This window comes from Kribbella sp. NPDC048928 (genome assembly GCF_043197975.1).
Classification (GTDB): Bacteria; Actinomycetota; Actinomycetes; order Propionibacteriales; family Kribbellaceae; genus Kribbella.
In genome coordinates, this window is sequence record NZ_JBICUC010000007.1 from 527,657 (window position 1) to 548,817 (window position 21,161).

General features: G+C 68.2%; 19 protein-coding genes. 8 read left to right on the forward strand and 11 right to left on the reverse strand.

Annotated elements, in window-relative coordinates:
• Positions 1-82: 82 nt before the first annotated feature.
• From ACGFI6_RS30680 to ACGFI6_RS30700, 5 genes are read right to left on the reverse strand one after another with little or no spacing between them, the layout of a single operon-like run.
• A complete protein-coding gene (locus ACGFI6_RS30680; protein WP_393124658.1) occupies positions 83-2,116 on the reverse strand; it encodes an alpha-amylase family protein in 2,034 nt (677 codons plus the stop codon).
• Positions 2,113-3,576: a hypothetical protein gene (locus ACGFI6_RS30685; RefSeq protein ID WP_393124660.1), complete on the reverse strand. Its 1,464-nt coding sequence runs from the start codon at positions 3,574-3,576 to the stop codon at positions 2,113-2,115. Before ACGFI6_RS30685 ends, ACGFI6_RS30680 begins: the two co-directional genes overlap by 4 nt.
• A complete protein-coding gene (locus tag ACGFI6_RS30690) occupies positions 3,573-4,388 on the reverse strand; it encodes a carbohydrate ABC transporter permease (protein WP_393124662.1) in 816 nt (271 codons plus the stop codon). Before ACGFI6_RS30690 ends, ACGFI6_RS30685 begins: the two co-directional genes overlap by 4 nt.
• The gene (locus ACGFI6_RS30695; RefSeq protein ID WP_393124664.1) at positions 4,385-5,320 is read right to left on the reverse strand and encodes a carbohydrate ABC transporter permease; all 936 of its coding nucleotides are present in this window, start codon (positions 5,318-5,320) and stop codon (positions 4,385-4,387) included. The genes ACGFI6_RS30690 and ACGFI6_RS30695 overlap by 4 nt, the downstream gene beginning before the upstream one ends.
• Before the next feature lie 5 nt (positions 5,321-5,325).
• Entirely contained in the window at positions 5,326-6,627 is a 1,302-nt protein-coding gene (locus ACGFI6_RS30700; protein WP_393124666.1) for an extracellular solute-binding protein, read from the reverse strand.
• A 141-nt stretch (positions 6,628-6,768) separates the two neighbouring features.
• Here ACGFI6_RS30700 and ACGFI6_RS30705 point away from each other — a divergent pair, with 141 nt between their 5' ends.
• On the forward strand, positions 6,769-7,773 hold the full coding sequence (locus ACGFI6_RS30705; RefSeq protein WP_393124668.1) for a LacI family DNA-binding transcriptional regulator: 1,005 nt from the start codon (positions 6,769-6,771) through the stop codon (positions 7,771-7,773).
• Positions 7,774-8,273: 500 nt separating this feature from the next.
• Here ACGFI6_RS30705 and ACGFI6_RS30710 read toward each other — a convergent pair whose 3' ends face one another.
• The 3 genes from ACGFI6_RS30710 to ACGFI6_RS30720 are packed head-to-tail and all read right to left on the reverse strand — an operon-like array spanning position 8,274 to position 12,586.
• Positions 8,274-9,137 (reverse strand): LLM class F420-dependent oxidoreductase, encoded by an 864-nt coding sequence (locus ACGFI6_RS30710; RefSeq protein ID WP_393124670.1) that lies wholly within the window; start codon positions 9,135-9,137, stop codon positions 8,274-8,276.
• On the reverse strand, positions 9,134-9,691 hold the full coding sequence (locus tag ACGFI6_RS30715; RefSeq protein WP_393124671.1) for a TetR/AcrR family transcriptional regulator: 558 nt from the start codon (positions 9,689-9,691) through the stop codon (positions 9,134-9,136). The genes ACGFI6_RS30710 and ACGFI6_RS30715 overlap by 4 nt, the downstream gene beginning before the upstream one ends.
• 42 nt (positions 9,692-9,733) lie before the next feature.
• Positions 9,734-12,586 (reverse strand): S8 family serine peptidase, encoded by a 2,853-nt coding sequence (locus tag ACGFI6_RS30720; RefSeq protein ID WP_393124673.1) that lies wholly within the window; start codon positions 12,584-12,586, stop codon positions 9,734-9,736.
• Between the two features lie 101 nt (positions 12,587-12,687).
• Here ACGFI6_RS30720 and ACGFI6_RS30725 point away from each other — a divergent pair, with 101 nt between their 5' ends.
• The 6 genes from ACGFI6_RS30725 to ACGFI6_RS30750 all read left to right on the forward strand — a co-directional run bounded on the left by ACGFI6_RS30725 (position 12,688) and on the right by ACGFI6_RS30750 (position 19,379).
• A complete protein-coding gene (locus tag ACGFI6_RS30725; protein WP_393124675.1) occupies positions 12,688-15,225 on the forward strand; it encodes a LuxR C-terminal-related transcriptional regulator in 2,538 nt (845 codons plus the stop codon).
• A gap of 88 nt (positions 15,226-15,313) precedes the next feature.
• Positions 15,314-15,979, forward strand: a complete 666-nt coding sequence (locus ACGFI6_RS30730; RefSeq protein WP_393124677.1) for a hypothetical protein — start codon at positions 15,314-15,316, stop codon at positions 15,977-15,979.
• Positions 15,976-16,605, forward strand: coding sequence for a DUF2306 domain-containing protein (locus tag ACGFI6_RS30735; RefSeq protein WP_393124679.1), 630 nt, complete (start codon positions 15,976-15,978; stop codon positions 16,603-16,605). The genes ACGFI6_RS30730 and ACGFI6_RS30735 overlap by 4 nt, the downstream gene beginning before the upstream one ends.
• Before the next feature lie 28 nt (positions 16,606-16,633).
• A complete protein-coding gene (locus tag ACGFI6_RS30740; RefSeq protein WP_393124681.1) occupies positions 16,634-16,834 on the forward strand; it encodes a hypothetical protein in 201 nt (66 codons plus the stop codon).
• Between the two features lie 351 nt (positions 16,835-17,185).
• Positions 17,186-18,232 carry a glycosyltransferase gene (locus ACGFI6_RS30745; RefSeq protein ID WP_393124713.1) on the forward strand — a complete coding sequence of 349 codons (1,047 nt, stop codon included), beginning with the start codon at positions 17,186-17,188 and terminating at the stop codon, positions 18,230-18,232.
• Entirely contained in the window at positions 18,216-19,379 is a 1,164-nt protein-coding gene (locus ACGFI6_RS30750) for a hypothetical protein (protein ID WP_393124715.1), read from the forward strand. The genes ACGFI6_RS30745 and ACGFI6_RS30750 overlap by 17 nt, the downstream gene beginning before the upstream one ends.
• Here ACGFI6_RS30750 and ACGFI6_RS30755 read toward each other — a convergent pair.
• Positions 19,350-19,916 carry a TIGR03086 family metal-binding protein gene (locus tag ACGFI6_RS30755; protein WP_393124683.1) on the reverse strand — a complete coding sequence of 189 codons (567 nt, stop codon included), beginning with the start codon at positions 19,914-19,916 and terminating at the stop codon, positions 19,350-19,352. The genes ACGFI6_RS30750 and ACGFI6_RS30755 overlap by 30 nt on opposite strands.
• Before the next feature lie 141 nt (positions 19,917-20,057).
• Here ACGFI6_RS30755 and ACGFI6_RS30760 point away from each other — a divergent pair, with 141 nt between their 5' ends.
• The gene (locus ACGFI6_RS30760; RefSeq protein ID WP_393124685.1) at positions 20,058-20,402 is read left to right on the forward strand and encodes a YciI family protein; all 345 of its coding nucleotides are present in this window, start codon (positions 20,058-20,060) and stop codon (positions 20,400-20,402) included.
• Here the strand turns inward: ACGFI6_RS30760 and ACGFI6_RS30765 are convergent.
• Both ACGFI6_RS30765 and ACGFI6_RS30770 read right to left on the reverse strand, forming a co-directional pair.
• Positions 20,399-20,830 carry a GNAT family N-acetyltransferase gene (locus ACGFI6_RS30765; RefSeq protein ID WP_393124717.1) on the reverse strand — a complete coding sequence of 144 codons (432 nt, stop codon included), beginning with the start codon at positions 20,828-20,830 and terminating at the stop codon, positions 20,399-20,401. The genes ACGFI6_RS30760 and ACGFI6_RS30765 overlap by 4 nt on opposite strands.
• A gap of 42 nt (positions 20,831-20,872) precedes the next feature.
• Complete coding sequence (locus ACGFI6_RS30770) at positions 20,873-21,160, reverse strand: hypothetical protein (protein WP_393124687.1); 288 nt, start codon at positions 21,158-21,160, stop codon at positions 20,873-20,875.
• Between the last annotated feature and the right edge of the window lies 1 nt (position 21,161).

Here is a 21,161-nt window from a genome sequence, read left to right on the forward strand (position 1 = left end):
GGAGCATCGTGGCCTTTGCACCCGTGCGGCGAGGTGCCGTGCCGAGTGCCGCGCAGTAGGCGCTACACCACTCGCCGCGGCCTTAATCCAGTACTACGACTTCGTGATCGGTGATGCGGTCTACTCCGACCGTAATCCAGCCGTCCTGCTCCTGCACCGCCGCCTCGGTCCCCGAGACGAGGAGGCGGGCCTGGGTCGCGCTCGCCTTGACCTCGATCGTGAACGGGCCCACTGGGGTGAACTCCTCCAGACGACCGCGCCAGGCGCCGCCCTGGTCGAGGTTGACCAGGTGCAGGATGTGCCGGTCGCCCTGCCGGTAGAGCTGGCAGTCGAGCACGCCTGCACCGGAAACCTTCAGTGGTACGCCGTCGTGCCGCACCAGGTTCGCCAGCAGCTGACCGTGGTCGGGGTGATGGTGTTTGGCGTACAACCGGTCCAGGTCCGCCGCGAGGTACGCCGTCCGCTCACCGAGGACCAGTGCCGGTACGTCGCTGCGCGGCTCCTCCATCCACGACTTCTCCGGCGGATAGATCGGGAACGGCGGGATCCACGTCAGCGCCTTGGTCCGGTCCGTCTCCACCACCTCCAGCTGACCGCCGAACGGCAGCACGTCGGTGTCGCCGCGGAAAACGTTTCGCTCCTCGATCCTGAGATAGCTGTGGCTGTCGTAGTGCTCCCAGTCGGTCACCGACCCGTCACCAAAACGTTTTCCTTGGTGCCGAACACCAAGCAGCTCACCCAACTGCCACCGGTCCCGACGATCACCCCACTCGTCGTAGAGCCCGGACTCGCCGGAAACGACAAGCTTTCCGCCACCTTCCACGTAGGCAGCGAGCTGCGCGCACTGGTCGTCGGTCAGCACACCCACGTTCGGCAGCACGAGCACCTTGAACCGTTCGTCCACGACGGCCGTCGGCAAGTACGGGATGCGCGCCCGTACGAGCGCATCCGTCCAGCCGCGGTAGGGCAGCTGGCTGACCTCCTCCGGCGCATCCTTGCCGTGAAAGTCGACGCTCCGCTGACTCCACAGCACGCCGACCGTCGCCACCGGCTCCCGATCGACCAGGAACTCCTGGTGCGCTTCATGCCACTCGAACAGCGGCTGTGCGGTCGCGTACTGCCGGCGATCCTCGTGGACCGAGCCGATGTGGTGCCACCACGGCTGGATGCCGCCGGCCCAGCCCTCGACCGCCCACATCCGGGCCTCCGGAGCCGGCTTGCTCCCGAGGCGGAACGTCGGTACGCCGGCGTCGTACATCGCCGTACTCTCCGGGATCAGCGTGTCCCAGCCGAGCAGGCCGTGCAGCCGTTTTCCGGAGTCCGCGTTCGCCTGGAACCCGGACTCCTCGTGCCGCCATTGCGAGTCGAGCAGGAAGATCGACGCCCGCTCACAGATCGCGACGTCGTCGCGCAGTCTCTTGCTCTGCGCAACGACCTCGCCCCCGTTCATCCCGATCCACAAGCAGTCCGGGCCGCCCGCGGCCCGCGTCACCTCGTTGTTCAGGTCCCACACCGCGAGCCGCCGGTCATAGCTCCACCGGATCCACTGGCGGTAGCCCGGATCGGACCAGTCCGGCCGCGCCGGGAGGTCCTGCCCGAAGCTGTCGCGGCAGTTCGGGCAGTAGCAGATCGAGTCCCGCCCGAGACCGCTCCAGCTGTTGTCGGTAATGCCGTCCGGCGCCGTACGGTCGATGATCTCCTCGAGAATGCCGGTCAGGAACTCCTTGTAGTACGGGCCGGTCACGCACGCCACGTACAACTGACCGGCCCGGTAAGGGTTGCCGTCGGCCTCGATCGCGAACCAGTCCGGGTGCGCGTCGTACAGCGGCTGGTGGGCGCGATTGGAGTCCATCCGTGCCAGGACGGTCAGCCCGTCCTGGCGCGCCAGCTCGGTGATCTCGCCGTACAGGTCGCGGCCGCCGAGGTACTCCGCGCGGTGCTGCAGCTCGAACCTGCTCGGGTAGTACGCGACGATCCCGCCGGCGTTGACAATCACCCCCTGGACCTTGGTCCGACGCCAGTGCTGCCGCCACCAGTCGGCGTCGTACCGGGCCGGATCCTTCTCGGTGAGATTGGTCTGCGCCCACCGGAAAGTCCTTTGGTACCAGGGTTTCACGGCAGACTCCGGATCGCGTCACCCGCTCCGGAAAGATTTTCCAGCAGCATTTCCGAGTATTTCCGGCTCAGCACAACCCCCTCGGCGCCGCCCTCGAACGCGGCCAGCGTCGCGTCCCGTACGGACTCCCGGGTGCACCGGCTCAGCTCGCCCTCGTTGTCGTCCCAGTTGATCTTGGTACCGAGGTCGCGCGGCCGCTCGAGCCCACGCTGCTTCGCGACCCCGACCGGGATGTCGATGTCGATGCCCGGATAGATCTTGCTCTGCCCGCCGACGCCCGCAACGGCCCGCTCGGTCTCCCGGCGTACGTAGTCCGCGGTGAACCCGGACTGCGGCAGCTTCTCGTAGTCACCCTCGTCCAGCTGCAGCAGCTTCATCATCAACGGGTAGACGTCCTCGGGCTCCGCGTCGGCGAACAGCGCACCGCAGATGCTCTTCACCCAGGTGTAGTACCGCGGGCCGGCGCAGTTGTTGTAGATGACGACCTTGATGAAGTCCGAGAACTTCGCCATCTCGGCGTAGTCCTGGTCCGCGCGATAGAACGGGCTGAACGAGATGTTGTGGTACACGTGCCAGCCGACCTCGACCTCGGGCGAGATCGCCTTGGTCACGCCGTAGATGTCGCGGTACAGCTGCCGCTGGCTCTCGGTCCACAACGTCTGCCAGGCCAGTACTTCGGGGAAGTTCAGCAGGATCCGCCAGAACGTCACGAACGCACCGTCGACCGGTCGCTCGCCGGCGCCGACGCGCTGGTTCCACTCGACCAGCTCGCGGTACCCCTGCATCGCGCGGTTCACGTCGATACCGCGCTCGCGGGCGAACTCGCGGCAGTGCGTGCAGAAGCAGCCGATCTCCGCCACGTCGGGCGTGCTCTGCATCAGCATGTTCAGCGGGCCGGGCCGCTCCGAACACCAGGCCAGCCCGTCGAGCTCGTAACTCTGTACATAGTCCTCGACGAACCCGAGATGCCAGTTGCGGTAGTCAGGATTGTTGAAGCACGGACGCCGCCCCGGCCGGCCCCAGGCATCCACCTCGAGCACCTTGGAGAAGTTCGGGTACGTACGCAACTGGCGGGCACCGCCGCTCTCCTCCATCCAGGCGTACGACTTGATCCCGCGCTCGCGCGCCTTCGGGATGACGTCGCCCAGCAGGTCGAATTCCGGATGTTCCGGCGCCTTTCCGGCCGATCCGAGCACGGTGTTTCCGTAGTACTCCGGATGGGTCTTGGCGTAGTTCCCGCCGACCCAGCCGAGGTCGTACTCCTGCCCTCCGTGGTCCGGGAGCGGATGCCCCGGGATTTGCCGGCCACCGGTTCCCCGGGTCCAGGTCGGCGTGGCCAGGAACAGCGCGTTCACCGCACCGCGCTCGGCCAGGATGTCGAGCGTCCGGTCGACACCTTCGTCGACGAACGAGATGGCTCCGATCTGCATGGCAACGACCCGATCGGGCACGATGCTCACCCCTTCATTCCTGTCATCGTGATGCCTTGGATGAAATAGCGCTGTGCAAAGAGGAAGACGACGATCACCGGCACGACCGAGATCGTCGCACCGCACATCAGCAGGCTGATCTGGGTGAAGTACTCGCCCTGGAACTGGGCGAGCGCCACCGGCAACGTCTGCAAGTTCTCGGATGTGATGTAGATCAGCGGCCCGAACAGGTCGTTCCACGACTCGAGGAACGTGAACACGCCGATCGCGGCCAGCGCCGGTTTGGTCTGCGGCAGCATGATCCGCCAGTAGATGCCGAACGTGGACGCGCCGTCGATCTTCCCGGCGTCCTCCAGTTCCTGCGGGATCGTCATGAACGACTGCCGCATCAGGAACGTCGCGAACACCGGCGTGAGCACCTTCGGCACCCACAGCGGGTACTGCGTGTCCACCCAGCCGATGTGCTGGAAAACGATGTACTGCGGGATCAGGTACGCGATGCCCGGGATGATCGACGTGCCGAGCAGCACCATGAACGCGATGTCGCGGCCGGCGAACCGCAACCGCGCGAACGCGTAGCCGGCCATCGACGCGACGATCAGGATGCCGATCACGTTCAGCCCGGCGAGCTTCACGCTGTTCCACAAGAACACCGGGATCAGCTCGAACACCTGCCGGTAGTTGTCCCAGTGCGTGTCGGTCGGCAGGAACTTCGGCGGCACGCTGAGCACCTTCGCCTCGGGCCGCAGCGACGCGCTGATCATCCAGATCAGCGGCGCCAGGAACACCAGTGCGAACAGCGACATGACGACGTACTGGGAGGTCTTGGAGACGACTCTCATGTGTAGAACACCCACCTCTTCTGCAGCTTCCACTGCAGGTAGGTGACGGCCGCGATCACCACGAACAGGACCCACGACATCGCCGAGGCGTAGCCGACCTTCCCGTAGCTGAACGCGTTCTGATAGATGTTGTAGATGTAGACGCTGGTGGCGTGCCCCGGCCCGCCCTTGGTCATCACGTAGATCAGGCCGAAGACCTGGAACGTCGAGATGAACTGGGTGATCAGCAGGAACAGGAAGTGCGGTGTCAGCAGCGGCAGCGTGATGTACCGCAACCGTTGCCAGGCGCCCGCACCGTCGAGCTTCCCGGACTCGAACAGGTCGCCCGGCAGGCCCTGCAGCCCGGCGAGCAGGATGATCATCGGGTAGCCGATGCCCTGCCAGACGCTCACCATGATCACCGCGGGCATCGCCCAGGTCGAGCTCGACAGCCACTGCGGGCCGGTGATCCCGATCTGGTGCAGCAGGCCGTTGATCACGCCGTTGTCGGGCTGGAAGAACCAGAACCAGACGAACCCGATCGCGACCACGTTCGTCACGTACGGCGCGAAGTACGCCGTCCGGAAGAACGCGACGCCCCGGATCGGCCGGGCACACAGCAGTGCCAGTACGAGGCCGATGCCGATCGTCAGCGGGATGCTTGCCAGCGTGAAGTACACGGTGTTCTTGAACGTCTGCAGGAACAGTGGGTCGTCGGTGAACATCTCGGTGAAGTTCTTCAGGCCGACGAACTTCGGTGCCGCGATCCCGTTCCAGTCGGTCAGCGACGCGACCATCGAGACCACGATCGGGAAGAACTGGAACGCCACCACCCCGATCACGATCGGGCTGATGAACAACCAGCCGGTCAGGTTCTGTCGGCGCCGGGCCCGGCGGATCTGATCCTTGTGCACAGTGCCGGGGGTGTCGCGCGCCATCGTGATGGTTGCCATCGACATCAACCCTTCAAGGCGTTCTCCACCTGTGGCTTGATCTGCTGGAGGACCTCGCCGACCGGCTTCTCACAGTTGTAGGCCGTGTCCAGCGCCGGCCGGTACAGCTCGCGGGCGCCGATCGTGTTCTTGGTCTGGTTCGTCGCGGTCAGGTGCTTCGCTGCCTCGGCGAACAGCGCGATGTGCGCCGGCGCCTTGCCGTTCGCTGCGAGGTCGGCCGCGGCCTTCAGGTTGATCGGCGTGAAGGCGCCGCCCTGCAGCAGGATCTTGCCGCCGTCCTCGCTCGCCAGGTACTTCAGCAGGTCCCAGGCGGCGTCCGGGTTCTTGGCCTTCTTCGGGATGCAGAACACGATCACGCTGGACTCGGTCTTCTGCTCCACGTCGGCAGGCGGCGGGGCAACGTCCCAGGTGAAGTCCTTGATCGTCTGCCGCATGTACGGCACCGTGCCGAAGGTCGCGAACATCATCGCGATCTTGCCCTGGGCAAACATCTGGTTCTGCACATTGTCCTGCTGCAGTGCGGACCAGGGCGGCTGCACCTTGTCCTTGCAGGTCAGGTCGGTGGCCCACTGCAGTGCCTCGGTCTCCTTCGACCCGGGCAGCGTGAACTGCGTGCCGTCCTTGGAGAAGATGCCGGTCTCGCTGCCGTGGTTCACCGTGAACGTCTGCTCGTAGCCGGTGTCCAGGTAGACCAGGGCGCCGTACTGCTTCTTCGCCGGGTCGGTGAGCTTCTTCGCCGCGGCCTCGAAGTCGGACCACGTCCAGCCGTCCGACGACCAGTCCGTCGGCGGGAGCGGTACGCCGGCCTGCTTGAACAGGTCGACGTTGTAGAAGATCAGGCGCGGCTCGTACCCGAGCACCCACGCCGTGTGCGAGCCGTCGGGCTGCTGCGGGAAGTCGAATGTCTCCTTGGCGAACTGGGACGTGTCGAGCTTGTCCTTGTCGATGTACGGCTTCAGGTCCAGCAGTGCGCCCTGCTGCGAGAAGCCGCGGACGAAGTCGTCGTTGATCCGCATCACGTCCGGTGGGCTGCCGCCGGCGATCAGCGTGCGCATCTTGGTGTCGTACTCCTGGGTGACCGCGGGCTGGATGGTGACCTGCGTCCCGGACTGCTTCTCGAACGCCTGGATCGCCTGTTCCAGCGGGTTTCCCTTGACCTGCTCCCAGTTCAGGAAGGTCAGGCCCTTCTTGCCACTGCCACCGGAGTTGCCGTTGCTGCCACAGCCGGCCAGAACGCCGGCGGCCGTGAGGCCCGTGAGACCGGCGAGGAACCTGCGGCGGCTCAGGTTGGAGAGGTTGGTCTGCACCGGAATCTCCCATCCACGAGGGATGAATACGTATACACTTCAGCTACTGAATACGTATACACACCGGCTTCGGCGTGGTCAACGGCCCGTGGTGACACTCTTCAGTAGGGTTCACATCTCGGAATGAAGGGGGTGCGGAGGATGTCACGACCACCGACGAGCCGCGACCTGGCGCGTCTGGCCGGAGTGTCGCAGGCGACCGTGTCGCGGGTGCTGACCAACAACCCGAAGGTCAACGCGGAGACGCGCGCACGGGTCCTGCAGGTGCTCAAGGATGCGAACTACACACCGAATGCGCTGGCCCGCGCGATGAAGACCGGGCGGACCGACACCATCGGCGTGTTCATGACCCGGGTGACCAGCCCGTTCCACGCGGAGCTGCTGGACGAGATCGGCCGGGTGCTCAGCTCGATGGGTCTGCACATGATCCTGTGGAACATCGAGCACGACCCGGAGGAGACGGTCGCGGAGGTGCTGCACCAGCGTCTCGTCGACGGGTTCCTGCTGACCTCGGCGACGTACGACTCGCGGCTGCACTCGATGGCACTCGCCTCCGGGACACCGACCGTCCTGCTGCATCGCGGCATCGACGGCCTGGACTGCGACCAGGTCGTCGGCGACAACTGGCAGGGCGCGTACGACGCCGGCCGGTACCTGGTCGATCAGGGTCACACCGACATCGGGCTGGTGACACTGACCCACACCGGGAACACGTCACGCGACCGCGATCTCGGCTTCCGAGCGGCACTCGCCGATGCCGGCGTGAAGATCAAGCCGAGCAACGTGGTCTCGGTCGAGGTGCCGCACTCCGCCGGGCACGCCGCCGCGGTGAAGCTGCTCTCCCGGAAGAAGCCGCCGACCGCGATCTACACCGTCACTGATCTGCTCGCGTTCGGCATCCTCGACGGCGCCAGGGCGCGCGGCGTCCGGGTCCCCGACGACGTCTGGGTGATCGGCTTCGACAACACCGAGATGGCCGCCTGGGAGTCCTTCGACCTGACAAGCGTCGACCAGCCCGTGCACGCGATCGTCGAGACCGGCATCCAGCTCCTCCGCGACCGCATCAACGACCCCGACCGCCCGACCCAGACCGTCACCCTGCCCAGCGCCCTCGCAATCCGAGGCTCAACCGCCAACCGCCACTGACCCCCCACACACCTCACCGGGCACCCCCACCCTGCCCCACCCCGCGCGCCACCGCAGTTCGGCCCCCGGCACCCGGCACGCCACGCGCCCGGCCCCACCCAAGACCGCCACGCCACGCCACGCCGCGCCGCCGGCACCCGCCATGGCGGCTCGACCCCGCCCCACCCGGCGCCGCCGCTGGGCCGGCTTCTTTCCGGAACATTTCTGCCGCCAGGCGCAACATTGTTTCCGGAAAGCGGAGCCTTCGCGGATCACCACCGCAGCCCGAGATCGGCAAACTGCGAGGTTAACCCTTGAGCTTGTGGGTTGGCACTAAGCATGCAACCCGCGAACCGACCAGCTCAGCGGCCAACCCTTCCGATGGGTGCTACCGGTGGACGGGCGCGGGGCGTGGGGGCGGCGCGTGAGGCCCGCCCGTGGGGCGCGGCGCGTGAGGGCCGTCCGTGAGGGCCGTCCGTGAGGGCGGCGCGTGAGGGCGGCGCGTGGGGTTTGGCGGGGTGTTACTGGTGGGTGAGGTGGGGTAGGGCTTCTTGTAGGGCTTTGGCGTGGTCGGTTGGCTGGGTGAGGCCCAGGTTCATCGTGTTGACGCACAGGTGGGTCGCGCCGAGCTCGCGCCAGCCGTCGGCGTACGCGCGCCAGTCCTGCTCGGGGACGGCGCCGAGGGTCAGGCGGGCCTCGATGCCGATGGACCCGGGGTCGCGGCCGGCCTCCTCGGCGGCTCGGCGGATGATCGCGATCTGCTCGCGCGCCTGCTCGTCGGGCGCGGACTGCGGCATCCAGCCGTCACCGATCCGTCCGGTACGCCGCAGTACGGCCTCCGCTCCGCCGCCGAACCAGATCGGGATCTGCCGCCCGGGCAGCGGATTCAGCCCCGCCTCCACGATCTCGTGGTACTTCCCGTCGTACGAGACGACCGGGTCCGCCCAGAGTGCACGCAGTACGTCGACCTGTTCCTCGAGGAGCGCCCCACGCTGCTTGAACGGGACGCCGAGCGCCTGGTACTCGACCTGGTTCCACCCGATGCCGACGCCGAGCCGGAGCCGGCCACCGCTCAGAACGTCCACCTCGGCGGCCTGCTTTGCGACCAGCGCGGTCTGCCGCTGCGGGAGCACGAGTACGCCGGTGACGAGCTCGAGCGTGGTCGTGATCGCCGCCATGTAGCCGAACAGTACGAAAACCTCATGGAACAAGGACTTGTCGGTGTAGCCGGTCCAGCCCGGACGGTTCGCCGGGTCCGCGCCGAGGACGTGGTCGTAGGCGAGTACGTGGTTGTACCCGGCCGCCTCGACCGTCGTCGTCCAGTCGCGCACTATGGCGGGATCCGCCCCGATCTCGAGTTGCGGGAACACCGCGCCGATCTTCACTTCGCCTCCAGCAGGTCGACCAGTCCGTTGACCGCGAGCTCGAACGGCTCGGTCGAGCCCGCCGCCCGAGCGAGTACGTATCCACCTTGCAGTACGGCGGCGATCGTCGCGGCCGTACGCTCCGGATCGAGCGACTCCGGGTACTCACCATTCCGCTTGCCCTCGGCAACCACCTCGGCGAGCCGCCCGCGCAACCACTCGAACGTCTCCGCGACCGGTGCCCGCAAGACCGGATCCGCGATCACGTCCGGATCCGCCGCGAGCCGCCCGACCTGACACCCCTTGAGCACCTCGCGCTCGCGTCCGAGATACCCGGTGATCCGCTCGGTCGCCGTACCGTCCCCACCGAGCTGCGTCTCCGCAGCGGCCCGCAACTCGGACCCGGACCGCTCGATCGCCGCCTTCGCCAGCTCCGCCTTCCCGGCGAAATGGTGGTACATGCTCCCCTGCCCGGCATCCGCAGCCCGCTGGATGGCCTTCGGCGAGGTCCCTACATACCCCCGCTCCCACAACAGCTCCTGAGCACTACGGATCAACCGCTCCACCGTCTCCACCCACCCCACTGTACCCACAGGTACACCGGGGTGGGCGGGGAGTCAGCTGATGGTGAGGATCTTGTTGACCGTGTAGCTGGTGGCGTGGTCGGCGTCGGCGGGGAACCAGACCCGATAAGCGATCTGGCCGCGTACGGTCGGCCGGATGCCGAACGCGTACTTGCCGGACGTGCTGAGCTTCACCGACGCGATCGACTTCCAGACCTTGTTCCCGTACTGCTGCAGGTACACGAGCTTGCCCGCGTGCGCCGGCGCGACGTACCCACTGAACGCAGTCGTCGAGCCGAGCCGGATGGACGCGGGCGCGAGCGTCGCCGAGATCGCCGGCTTGACCTGCACGGTGATGTCCGCGGTCCGGGTGCCCATCAGGTCGGCGTTGCCGGGGAACGTCAGCATGTACACCGACGACACGAGTGGCCTGTGCGTGAGCGACAACGTCCCGGTCGACGACGTCTTCAGCGCCGCAAGCAGCGTGAACTTCGAGGACGTCTTCGGCCGTACGTAGACGTTCACCGGCAACCCGGTGTACGCCTTGTTGTCGATCCGCAGCGTGCTCCCGCGCAGCGTGATCGCCCCGCCGTAACTGATCAGCGTGGACGTCGTCGAGATCCCCGACTTCATCCCGAGCAACTGCTTCACCGCAACCGGGCTGTAGTGCCCGGCGCGGTCACGGACCCAGGCTGCATACGTATACGTGACGCCCTGCAGCAGCCCGGTGTTCTTCACCGCTGTCCCGGTACCCGAGTACACCAGCGTCCCGGTCGTCAACGTCGGCACCCTGCTCGACGAATTCCGCCGGACGATCACCTGGTCGAGGTCCGGCGTCGGGGCGAGCTTCCAGGCAAGGTTGGCGGCCAGGTACACGCCACCGCCGGTGAAGACGGGCTTCGCCGGCGCCAGGTCCGCCGTACTGAACACCGAGCTGAACGAGGGCGCGGTGCCACCGGTTCCCCAGCCGACACCGGTCGCCGAGATCCGCACCGCAGTTGCCTCGGGCAACGGTACGGCCGGCGTCGCGACCGCCTGGCGGGTGGTCGCGTTGTACGAGACGGTGGCCGGGATTGCCGCGCCGGTCGTCGCGTTGGACAACTTCACGCCGCTGAGGACGCTCGGCTCGAGGACGTCCTGTGCGAACGTGATCGACGGCTTGGTCGCGACGCCGGCGCCCGAGGACAGGGTCCCCGGCTGCACGTCACGGACCGGATAGGCGTCGATCGGCGCACTGCCGCCGACTCCGCCGGCGAGGATCTTCAGCGAGTACGCACGACTGTCCCGCGACCCGTTCGCATTGCGGATCGCGATGTACATCGTTCCGGCCGAGAACACGTGCGTCGACGCGGTCAACGCCTGCGGTCGCTCAACCCCGTTGTCCACCGGCGGCTGCGCTGTCTGCGCGAACGCGAGCGGCTCGAGGTTCGCGTCGTACGCCGAGATCGTCGGGCCGAAGTTCTGCGCGTACGTCCCGGAGTCGAATGTCGGCCCGGTGACCACGATGGTGGCATCGAGGGAGGTGTCCGACGGGATCTTGTACCAGTCGACGTCGCCCTCGACGCTGATCGTGGACGAGACAGCGACCCCGGAGGTGAGTTGGGTGGCGCGGGCCGGCTGGTCGTTGGTGTCGGCGACGCCCATCGCGAAGTCGGTCGTCCGCGCGCCGCCGAGGGCGTAGTAGGCGTCGAGGATGCCGGCGCCGTAGTACGGGTCGTTGCCGCGGGGGCCGGCGTCGCGGGCGGTGGCCTTCAGCCGCGCCATCACCTGGGCGGGGGTGAACGAGGGCCACTTGTTGCGGACCAGGGCGGCGACGCCGGCCACCATCGGGGACGAGAACGACGTACCGGCCATACCGAGGAAGTACGGCTCGTAGCCGGCCGGGGTCCCTGCCCGCGGCGCGGTGCTCGTGATGTCGTACCCGGGTGCGGCGATGTCGACGGAGTCGCCGTACGTGCTGAAGCTGGTGAGGACGCCGTACCGGTTGGTGGCGCCGACCGACAGCACCTCCGGGTACGCGGCCGGGTAGTTCAGCGACGAGTCGCCGGTGTTGCCGGCCGCGGCGACGAGCACGACGCCGGCGTTGACCGCGTTCTGGATCGCCTTGTGCAGGATCGGGTTGTCACCGGCACCGCCGAGCGACATGTTGATCACCCGGACGCCGTTCTTCACGGCCCAGTTGAGCCCGTTGATCACATTCGAGTCGTCACCGGAGCCGGTGTCGTCGAGCACCTTGACCGGGCGGACCTTGGCGTTCCAGGCGACGCCCGCGACGCCGACGCTGTTCAACGTACCGGCCGCGATGATGCCGGTGACCGCCGTCCCGTGGCCGTCGCCGTCGTTCGGTGCCAACGCGGTGTTGAACGTGTTGTAGCCGGGAAGCAGGTGACCCACCAGATCCGGGTGGCCGGCGTCGACGCCGGTGTCGAGGACGCCGATGGTCTGCGCGCCGGCGGACTTCGAGAGGTCCCACGCCTTGTCGACGCGAACCGTCGGCAGGTACTTCTGGTAGTTCGCGTACAGCCAGTCGTTCGGGGTGGCGGACTTGTGCCGGGTGTAGTTCAGCGAGGCGAGCTCGACCGTCGGGTCGGCCTTGACCTTCTTCAGCAGCTCCGGCGCCGGGACGTCACCGCTGACGGTCACCACCTCGGAGGTGACGGACACCTCGGGCGTGCCTTTGGCCTTGGCCAGCGCTGCCTTCCGGGCGGAAGTGGTGGCCTTCGGCTTGAACTGCACCAGCACCGACTTCGCGTCGTACGCCGGGCCGCTCGCCGCGGTGGGGTGGAACTTCGACGGGATCAGCCGCGGCTCGGCGGCGGAGCCGGACGAGCCGGTCAGGACGACCAGGCCACTTGCCACGACGGCCGCGGGCACGAGCATGCGCAGCAGGAGGGTGGGACGGGACAACAGGGGCTCCCAGGGGACGGTGGACCGACCACTTTCGGTCCCGGATCTAGATCGTTGGAGGGACCCTCGGCGTTACAGGTTTGCGGACCTACAATCGCAGCGTGACGACGGGGGTGATCGCCACGAAGTTGTTCCCGCCGGCTCGGCGGTCCGAGCTGGTCGCGCGCCCGTGGCTGGTGGAGCGTCTGGACGCCACACTGGACCGCGGTCACCGGCTCACTCTGGTCTCCGCGCCCGCTGGTTTCGGGAAGACCACCCTGGTCGGTGACTGGGCCTCACGGCACTCCCAGGTGGGCTGGCTGTCGCTGGACGCCGGTGACAACGCACTGCCCCGCTTTCTGACCCACCTGTGGGCCGCGCTACCCGGTCTCCGGGTCGCGCCGCCCGCAGCAGACGTACCGACGACGGCTGCACTGACTGCGGTGGTGAACGACTACGCCGACCAGCCGGAGAGCAACGCCGTACTGGTTCTGGACGACTACCACGTGATCGAGTCGCTCGAGGTGCACGAGGCCCTGGTGTTCCTGCTCGACAACCTGCCGGACCAGCTGCACGTGGTTGTGTCGACGCGGGCGGACCCGCCGTTCCCACTGGCTCGGCTGCGTAGCCGTGGGCAGCTGACGGAGGTACGGGTCGACGACCTCCGTTTCGCGGCAACGGAGGCCGGGGCGTTCCTCAACGACGTCATGGGGCTGCATCTGGCGGCGCAGGATGTACGGGCATTGGAAGGGCGAACCGAGGGGTGGGTCGCTGGGCTTCAGCTGGCTGCCCTGTCGCTGCAGGGCGTGGCGGACGTTGCTGGGTTCATTGAGGCGTTCACGGGCAGCCATCGGTTCGTGATCGACTACCTGGCGGATGAGGTGCTGGCCCGGCTGCCTGTGACGGTGCGGGACTTCCTGCTGCGTACTGCGGTGCTTGACCGACTCACGGCGCCCCTGTGCGATGCGGTGACAGGTCAGACGGACAGTGCGCGGCAGCTGGACGAGCTGGACCGCGGGAACGTGTTTCTGGTCGCGCTGGACGCGGGCCGGACCTGGTACCGGTACCACCACCTGTTCCGCGACGTACTGCAGGCACGGCTGCTGGCCGAGCACCCGGAGGAGCTGCCACGACTGCATCGTGCGGCGAGTGACTGGTACGCGAATCGGCAACTGGCACCCGAGGCCGTACGGCACGCGCTCGCGGCGGGTGATCACGAGCGCGCCGGGCAGCTGATCGAGGAGGCGGTGCCCGACGTACGGCGTGCTCGGCAGGACGCGTTGTTGCTCGAGTGGATCGGGTCGCTGCCGGACTCCGTCGTGCGGCGGAACCCGGTGCTCTGCGTCGTGTCCGCGTGGTCGGCGATGACGGCCGGCGAGCTGGACGCGATGGCGGCTCGGCTCGATGACGCGGAGGCTGCACTGGCGGCCGGGGTGCACAATCCGGAGCTGGCCGCGACGTGGGCGGACACCGAGGATCTTCGGACGGCGCCAGCGATGATCCTGATCTACCGCGCGGCGTTGGCGCAGGCGCGTGGTGACACTGCCGCGACGGTGCTGGCTGCGCAGCGGGCGCTGGAGCTGGCCGGTCCGGACGATCACTTCGTCCGTGGGGCTGCGGGCGGATTCCTGGCGCTGTCGACCTGGGCGGAGGGCGATGTGGCCGAGGCGTTGTCGACGTACTCGACCGCCGTTCGGGAGCTGCACGCGGCGGGCAACCTTGTCGACGAGCAGGACAGCGCTGTGGTGCTCGGCGATCTGTGGATGGCGGCCGGGCGGCCGTCGCGTGCGAGACAAACGTTTGAGCGGGCGCTCGCACTCGCGACCCGCAACGGTGAGCCGTACCCGCGGGTGACGGCCGACCTGCACGTCGGGCTCGCCGAACTCGATCGCGAGCTGGGCGATCTCGCGGGCGCGGAGGCACAGCTCGAGACCGCGCGCGTACTCGCGGAACACGGCTCGATCACCGAGAACCGGCACCGCTGGTACATCGCGATGGCGCAGGTCCGGGTCGCACGCGGAGACTTCGCGGACGCCCTCCGGCTGCTCGACGAGGCCGAGCGGCGGTATCGGCCTGGCTCGTACCCGGACCTGCGCCCGATCGCGGCGATGCGCGCCCGCGTCCATCTCGCGGCCGGTGATCTGATCGCGGCCGAAGCGTGGACCCGGGATGTGCCCGACGACGTGTCGTACCTGAACGAGTACGCCCGGCTCACGCTGGTACGGGTGCTGATCCGCCGCGGCGACGACGTCCAAGAGCAGCTGGACCGGCTGCACGCGGACGCCGACGGCCGGCGCGCGGGCAGTCTGCTGGAGATCGGCGTACTGCGGGCGCTCGCTCATCACGTCCGGGGTGAGCCCTACGAGTCCGTACTGCGAGAGGCCCTGGACGCGGCGCCCGAGCCCGGGCAGTACAGGCGGCTGCTGGCCGACGAAGGCCTGACGCTCGGCGATGCGTCCCCGCTGATCGATCCGCTGACGGAGCGGGAGCTCGACGTACTGCGGTTGCTCGACACCGAGCTCACCGGCCCCGAGATCGCACGCCGCTTGTACGTCTCGCTCAACACGCTGCGTACGCACACCAAACGCATCTTCACGAAACTCGGCGCGACCACCCGCGCCGGCGCGGTCCGCCGGGCGCGCGAGCACGGCCTGCTCTGAATCACCACATGTGGTGACGCGGGCTCACCAGCTCGCGACCTACGTTCCGAACATCCCGCAGTTCACCGCAAGCCAAGGGAGTTCGGACATGACCATCACGACCACCACACTGACCCGGGCGGCCGGCGCCGCCGCAGTCGCCGCCGGGCTGATCTTCATCGGCGTGCAGATCGGCCACCCGCACCTCGACGTGCAGTCGATCACCTCCACGGAGGTCGTCGTCCGGAACACGCTCAAGCTGTTGATGGCAACGCTCGCACTGGCCGGGATCGCCGGGCTGTACTTGAGTCAGATCCGCAAGAACGGCCTCATCGGCCTGGTCGGCTGGGTCGTCCTCAGCGTGGGCTACGTGTCGATCTTCGCGACGACGCTCGTCTCGGCGTACGTGCTGCCGGCGATCGCGGACACGAACCCGCAGTACGTGAGCGATGTCCTCGCGGCCTCGACCAACGGGGACCCGGTCGGCGACGTCGGACTGCTGCCGACCGTGCTGCAGCTCCAGGGGTTCGCGTACCTCGGTGGCGGGCTGCTGCTCGGGATCGCCCTGTTCCGCGCCCACGTGGTCGCGCGCTGGGCCGCCGTGCTGCTGGCTATCGGCGGTCTGGTCTCGGCTGCGCTGGCTGTGATGCCCGACGCGTTCTACCGGCTGCTCGCGTACCCGAACGGCATCGCGATGGTCGGCCTCGGCTACTCGCTCTGGCGGACCGCTCGCACGACCACGTCGGTGCAGCCGGCGGTTGCGGTCGCAGGATGAGCCAGTACGCCGCTGTACGGCGCCGTACGGACCTGTGGGTCCCGTTCGCGCTGGTGGCGCTCACACTGATCCCACTGGTCTCCGGGACGCTCCGGCTGGTGGAGGTTGCGGGCGGACCTGCTGTGATGCCCGACAACCCGCGCATCGACGCCTCGCCCGCACCGGTGGTCGTGCATGTCGTTGGTGCGGCCGCGTATGCGGTGGTCGGTGCGTTCCAGTTCTCCGCGCGGGTACGTCGTACGCATCTCAACTGGCACCGGCGCGCAGGACGGGTACTTGTCGTGGCCGGGCTGCTCGTGGCGGGCTCGGGGTTATGGATGACGCTGTTCTACGCGGGTGCTCCAGGTGGGGCGCTGCTGTGGAGCGTCCGGCTGGTGGTCGCGAGTGCGATGGGCGTCTGCCTGGTGCTCGGCTTCGCGGCGATCCGCCGGCGTGCGATCTCTGTGCATCGAGCCTGGATGATCCGTGCGTACGCGCTGGGGCTGGGGGCCGGGACGCAGGTGTTCACGCAGGGCGTGGGGCAGGCGGCGTTCGGGACCGGCGAGGTCAGCACGGCGCTCTCGATCAGCGCTGGGTGGTTGGTCAACGCGGCGATCGCCGAGTTTGTCGTACGGCGGCAGACATGACCACCGAGCTCGTCGTACGGCAGCAGTCATGACCGCCTACGAGCTTCGCGTCGCCGGCCGGCTCGATCCGCGGTGGTCCGGCTGGTTCGCCGACTTCATCCTCACGCCGGAGCCCGACGGCACGACCACACTCCGCGGCTCCATCTCCGACCAGTCCGAGTTGCACGGCGTACTCGCCCGCATCCGCGACCTCGGTCTCACCCTGATCTCCGTCGTACCTGCCGACTAGAGGTGCTCTGATGAGGTTCCGTACCCGCTGATCCGCGAAATCACCATCAACTGCTCCCTAGTCGTAGTCATCATCGCCACCGTCCCCTGGCCCACCGTCTGGCGTTTCGTCCGACAATCACCCCATGCCCCCACCCCCGATCCAAATCACCCCCTACACCAAAACCTGGCCTAACCGCTTCCCCCTGCTACTTCGCGATTACCTACAGGCACATCCCGCAGCGGAAGGGCGCGGTGCGCAGGCGGGATCGTAAAAGGTTGCATGGGGTGGGGAAGGGCACATTGGTGGGGGTTTGGGGGGTTGTGGCTGGGCTCGGGTTGGTGTGGACCGATAGTCTCGGGCGCCATGAGCATGAGTGTCGCCATCGCGGTGATTACCTTCAGGCGACCTGCTCTGTTACGGGGGTTGTTGACCAGCCTGCAAGCGCAGGAATTGCCCGCGGACGGTGACTACAAGATCCGCATCGTGGTGGTCGACAACGACGCGGACGGGTCGGCTGCACGGGTACTGGAGGAGTTCGGTGACGGTACGCCGTACCCGATCGAATCCGTCGTGGAAGCGGAGCCGGGAATCCCCTTCGCCCGCGAGCGCTCCGTCGAGCTCTGCTGGAACGACGACGCACTGATCTTCGTCGACGACGACGAGGTCGCCCCGCCCGGCTGGCTGAAGACGCTGCTCAAGGCCTGGGAGAGCACCGGCGCCGACGTCGTCACCGGCCCGGTGAAGGGCAACCTTCCCGAGGGCGCCCCGTCCTGGAACCGCTTCAGCGACGTCCACGACTCCACCGGCCGGCACACCACCGGCGAGGAGCTCCGCAAGGCGTACACGAACAACACCCTGGTCAGCCGCCGCGTCTACCACACGGTCACGCCCGGCTTCCATCCCGCGTTCCGCTACACCGGCTCCAGCGACCTGCACTTCTTCCTGCGCGTACACCGCGCCGGGTTCCGGATCGTCTGGTGCGAGGAGGCGTGGATCGCCGAGGAGGTCCCGGAGGGCCGGACCACGCTGGGCTGGCTGGTCCGCCGGGCGTTCCGCTCCGGCAGCGGTGACACGATCAGCCGGCTGCTCATCCGCCCGGGTGCGATCAGCTACGTCCTGGTGCTGGCCTATGCTTCGGCCCGGGTGGTCTCGGCCTTCGGGCTCGCCCTCGCCGGGCTGCTGCTCGGCCGGAAGACGCACCTGCTGAAGGCCGTCCGCCGGTTCTTCTCGGGCGTCGGTAGTCTCGCCGGGATAGTTGGGATCAACCATGACGAGTACCGGGAACGGCACGGTTCGGCCGACGGTGGCGGAGCTGTGCCGGGCGATCTGGACAGTGGAGAAGGACCTGGGGCTGCTCGAGTGGCAGACCCGGGGGATCCGTCCCTGGCCGATCATCCGGATGCGCGTTTTCCATGAGCTGACCCGTCGCAGCGGCATCCACGGCGCACCCCATCCGGTCCGCCGGACCGCGACCGGCAAGGCCGCCCTGGTCGGACGGCACGTCGCCGGCGTCGCGACCCGCAGCCCGTTCCCCGGCCGGTACGACGCGCTCGTCGTCCCGCACCCGCGGAAACCGAACGGTGTCGAGATCTACACCGACGAGCTCCGCACGCTGCTCGGCGACCGCGCCCTGATCCTCGACTCCGGGATCAACGGCGTACCGCTGCCGGACAGCAAGAACCTGGATTTCTTCACATCCGCCGCCGGCGCCGTACACCGCCGTACCGCCGACGACCGCGGCAGCGCGGCCGCCCTGGAGAAACTCACCGGTGTCCGCGTCCCGATCGGCGCACTGCTCGCCCGCGAGATCCCCAAACATCTCCGGCTGCGGGCGCTCTACCGCACGCTGCTCAAGAAGCACCGGATCCGGACCGTCTACCTCGTCGTCGCGTACTTCCACCAGCACATCGTTGGCGCCGCCCGCGACCTCGGGATCCGCGTCGTCGAGCTGCAGCACGGCGCGATCAGCCCGTTCCACCTCGGGTACAGCTACCCGGGCCGGCCGGCGGTCGCGGATCAGCCGGACGAGCTGTGGTGCTTCGGCTCGTACTGGACCGACGTCGCGGACCTGCCCGCCGGGATGCGGACCGAGGTGATGGGCGCACCGTTCCTGCCTGCGCCGGGCCCGAAGACCGATCGGGTCGTCGTCCTCTCCCAGGGCACGATCGGCGCGGAGCTCGTCCGTACGGCTGAGGCGATCGCCACGCACTACCCCGACCTCGAGGTCCTGTACCGCCTGCACCCGAGCGAACGGCCCGAGGACTACACGATCCCGCCCGGCGTCAAACTCTCCACCGGCGGCTCAACGCTCGACCTGCTCGCGACCGCGAAGTACCAGGTCGGCGTCTCGACCACCGCGCTCTTCGAGGGGATGGCGCTCGGCTGCCGTACGGCGGTCGCCGACCTCCCCGGCCACGAATACCTCGACGCTCCGATCGCCAAGGGCCACGCCGTCCTGCTGCAGGACCCGGCACAGCTCACCCAGGCGCCGCTCTGCGACGACCCGAGCAGCTACTACGCGCCGAGCTCCCTCTCACGGCTCGCGGCCGAGCAAACCCAGTAGGCGGTCCTGCAGCGGGGCGTCCGCAGGCACCGGTACTTCGGCGCCGTATACCTCGATGCCCTCGCCGAACGCGCCGGGCGTCCGGTACTTCGTCATCAGCTCGGGCGGGATCGCGACCGCGCCCGCCCACAACCGCTCGATGTCGAGCGGGTCCATCAACTCGTCCTGACCGGTGGCGCGGGCCAGGTCCCAGCCGTGCAGGACGAGGTCGTCGGAGACCACCTGGTCGACGTGTTGCTCGGTCGTCAGCCGCCCGGCCGGGGTATCGGTCTCGGTCAGCGCCGCCACCGGGTCGTCGAGAACGTCCTCGATCGCGGCCCGTGCCTCCTGGAACGCGGTCAGCGGGTCGTCGGCCGGCTCCAGCTTCCGCGCGACCGGCGGCAGGATCAGCGCGTGCATCGCGACGACGTGCTCGACCACGTCGCGCGCCGTCCACCGCGCGCACGGCGACTGGTTCGCCCACTGGTCTGGCCCGACGCCCGCGACCTTCCGCTCGAACGCCTCGGCCCGCCGCCGGTACCGCTCCGCGATCCCCATGCGCGCATGGTCCCCCGGATCTGCACGACAACTCAACGAGCTGTACCGCCACGCAGGCAGAACCCGCCTCCTGACGGTGTTCGAACGTTCGAATTGCTACTTCCGCCTGCGTGCAGATCCACTGGCCCTAAGGTCTCGGCTATGAGGTTCATGCTGATGCACAAGACCAACGACAACCTGGAGGCCGGCAACCCGCCGGATCCGGAGATCCTCGAGCGCGCGGATGCGGTCCTCGAGGAGATGCGTCAGGCCGGGGTGCTGGTGCTCGGCGAGGGGCTGATGCCGAGCTCCCGCGGCGCGCGCGTGACGTTCCCCGTGCCGGGGCAGCCGCGGGTGATCGACGGGCCGTTCGCCGAGACCAAGGAACTGGTCGCGGGCGTCTCGATCATCCGCGTCGACAGCCTGGAGGAGGCCGTCAGTTGGGCGCTCCGCTTCGCCGAGGCCGACCCGCACACCCCGATCGACATCCTGGAGATCGCCGGTTAGATCGTCAGGTGGAGGATCGGGTACGGCTTGCTGGTGGAGTCGTGCGTACTGCGTGACACCTGCCGGAAGCCGTGGTGCTCGTAGAAGCCGACGGCCTGCGGGTTCTGCTCGTTGACGTCGACCGAGGTTGCGGCGAAGTGTGTGAACGCGTGCTTGAGCAGGAGGCTGCCGCCGCCGCGCCCGCGGTAGGCCGGGTCGAGGAACAGCATCTCCACGTTCCCGTCCTCGACGCCGATGAACCCGACCAGCAGCCCGTCCCCGGCCCGCAGCCCGGCCAGCTGTGCGATCTGACCGAACGACGCCCGTACGAGCGGCCGGAACACGTCCAGGTCCGCCTCGGTGACGAACGTGTGCGTGGCGCGCACCGACGCCTCCCACAACTCGGCCGCCCGGCCGTACTCGTCGGGACGGATGCCGCTGATCTCCATGCCGCTCACGGTCGCACCGCGGGCGCCGCGATGTCAGCCGAATTACCCCGCGCTTACGCCCTCCTCGGCGACCACGAGTGAATCGATCGCCGCGAAGAACCTGGCGACGCCGGGCAGGTTCGCGCCCTTCTCGCGCGAGGCGGCGAAGTCTTCCGGAGTGGCCCAGTCGACGATGTCGAGCCATTCGTCGTTCGGGAGTTGCACCAGGCGTGCACCGAGGAAGCCGGCCCGGTCCGCCTCGAAGTCCTTCAGCATGTCGGCGCGGGCTGCGAGCAACTCCTCTGTGCGCGAAGGCAGTACCCGGAAGCGGGTCAGTTCGACGGTGGTCATG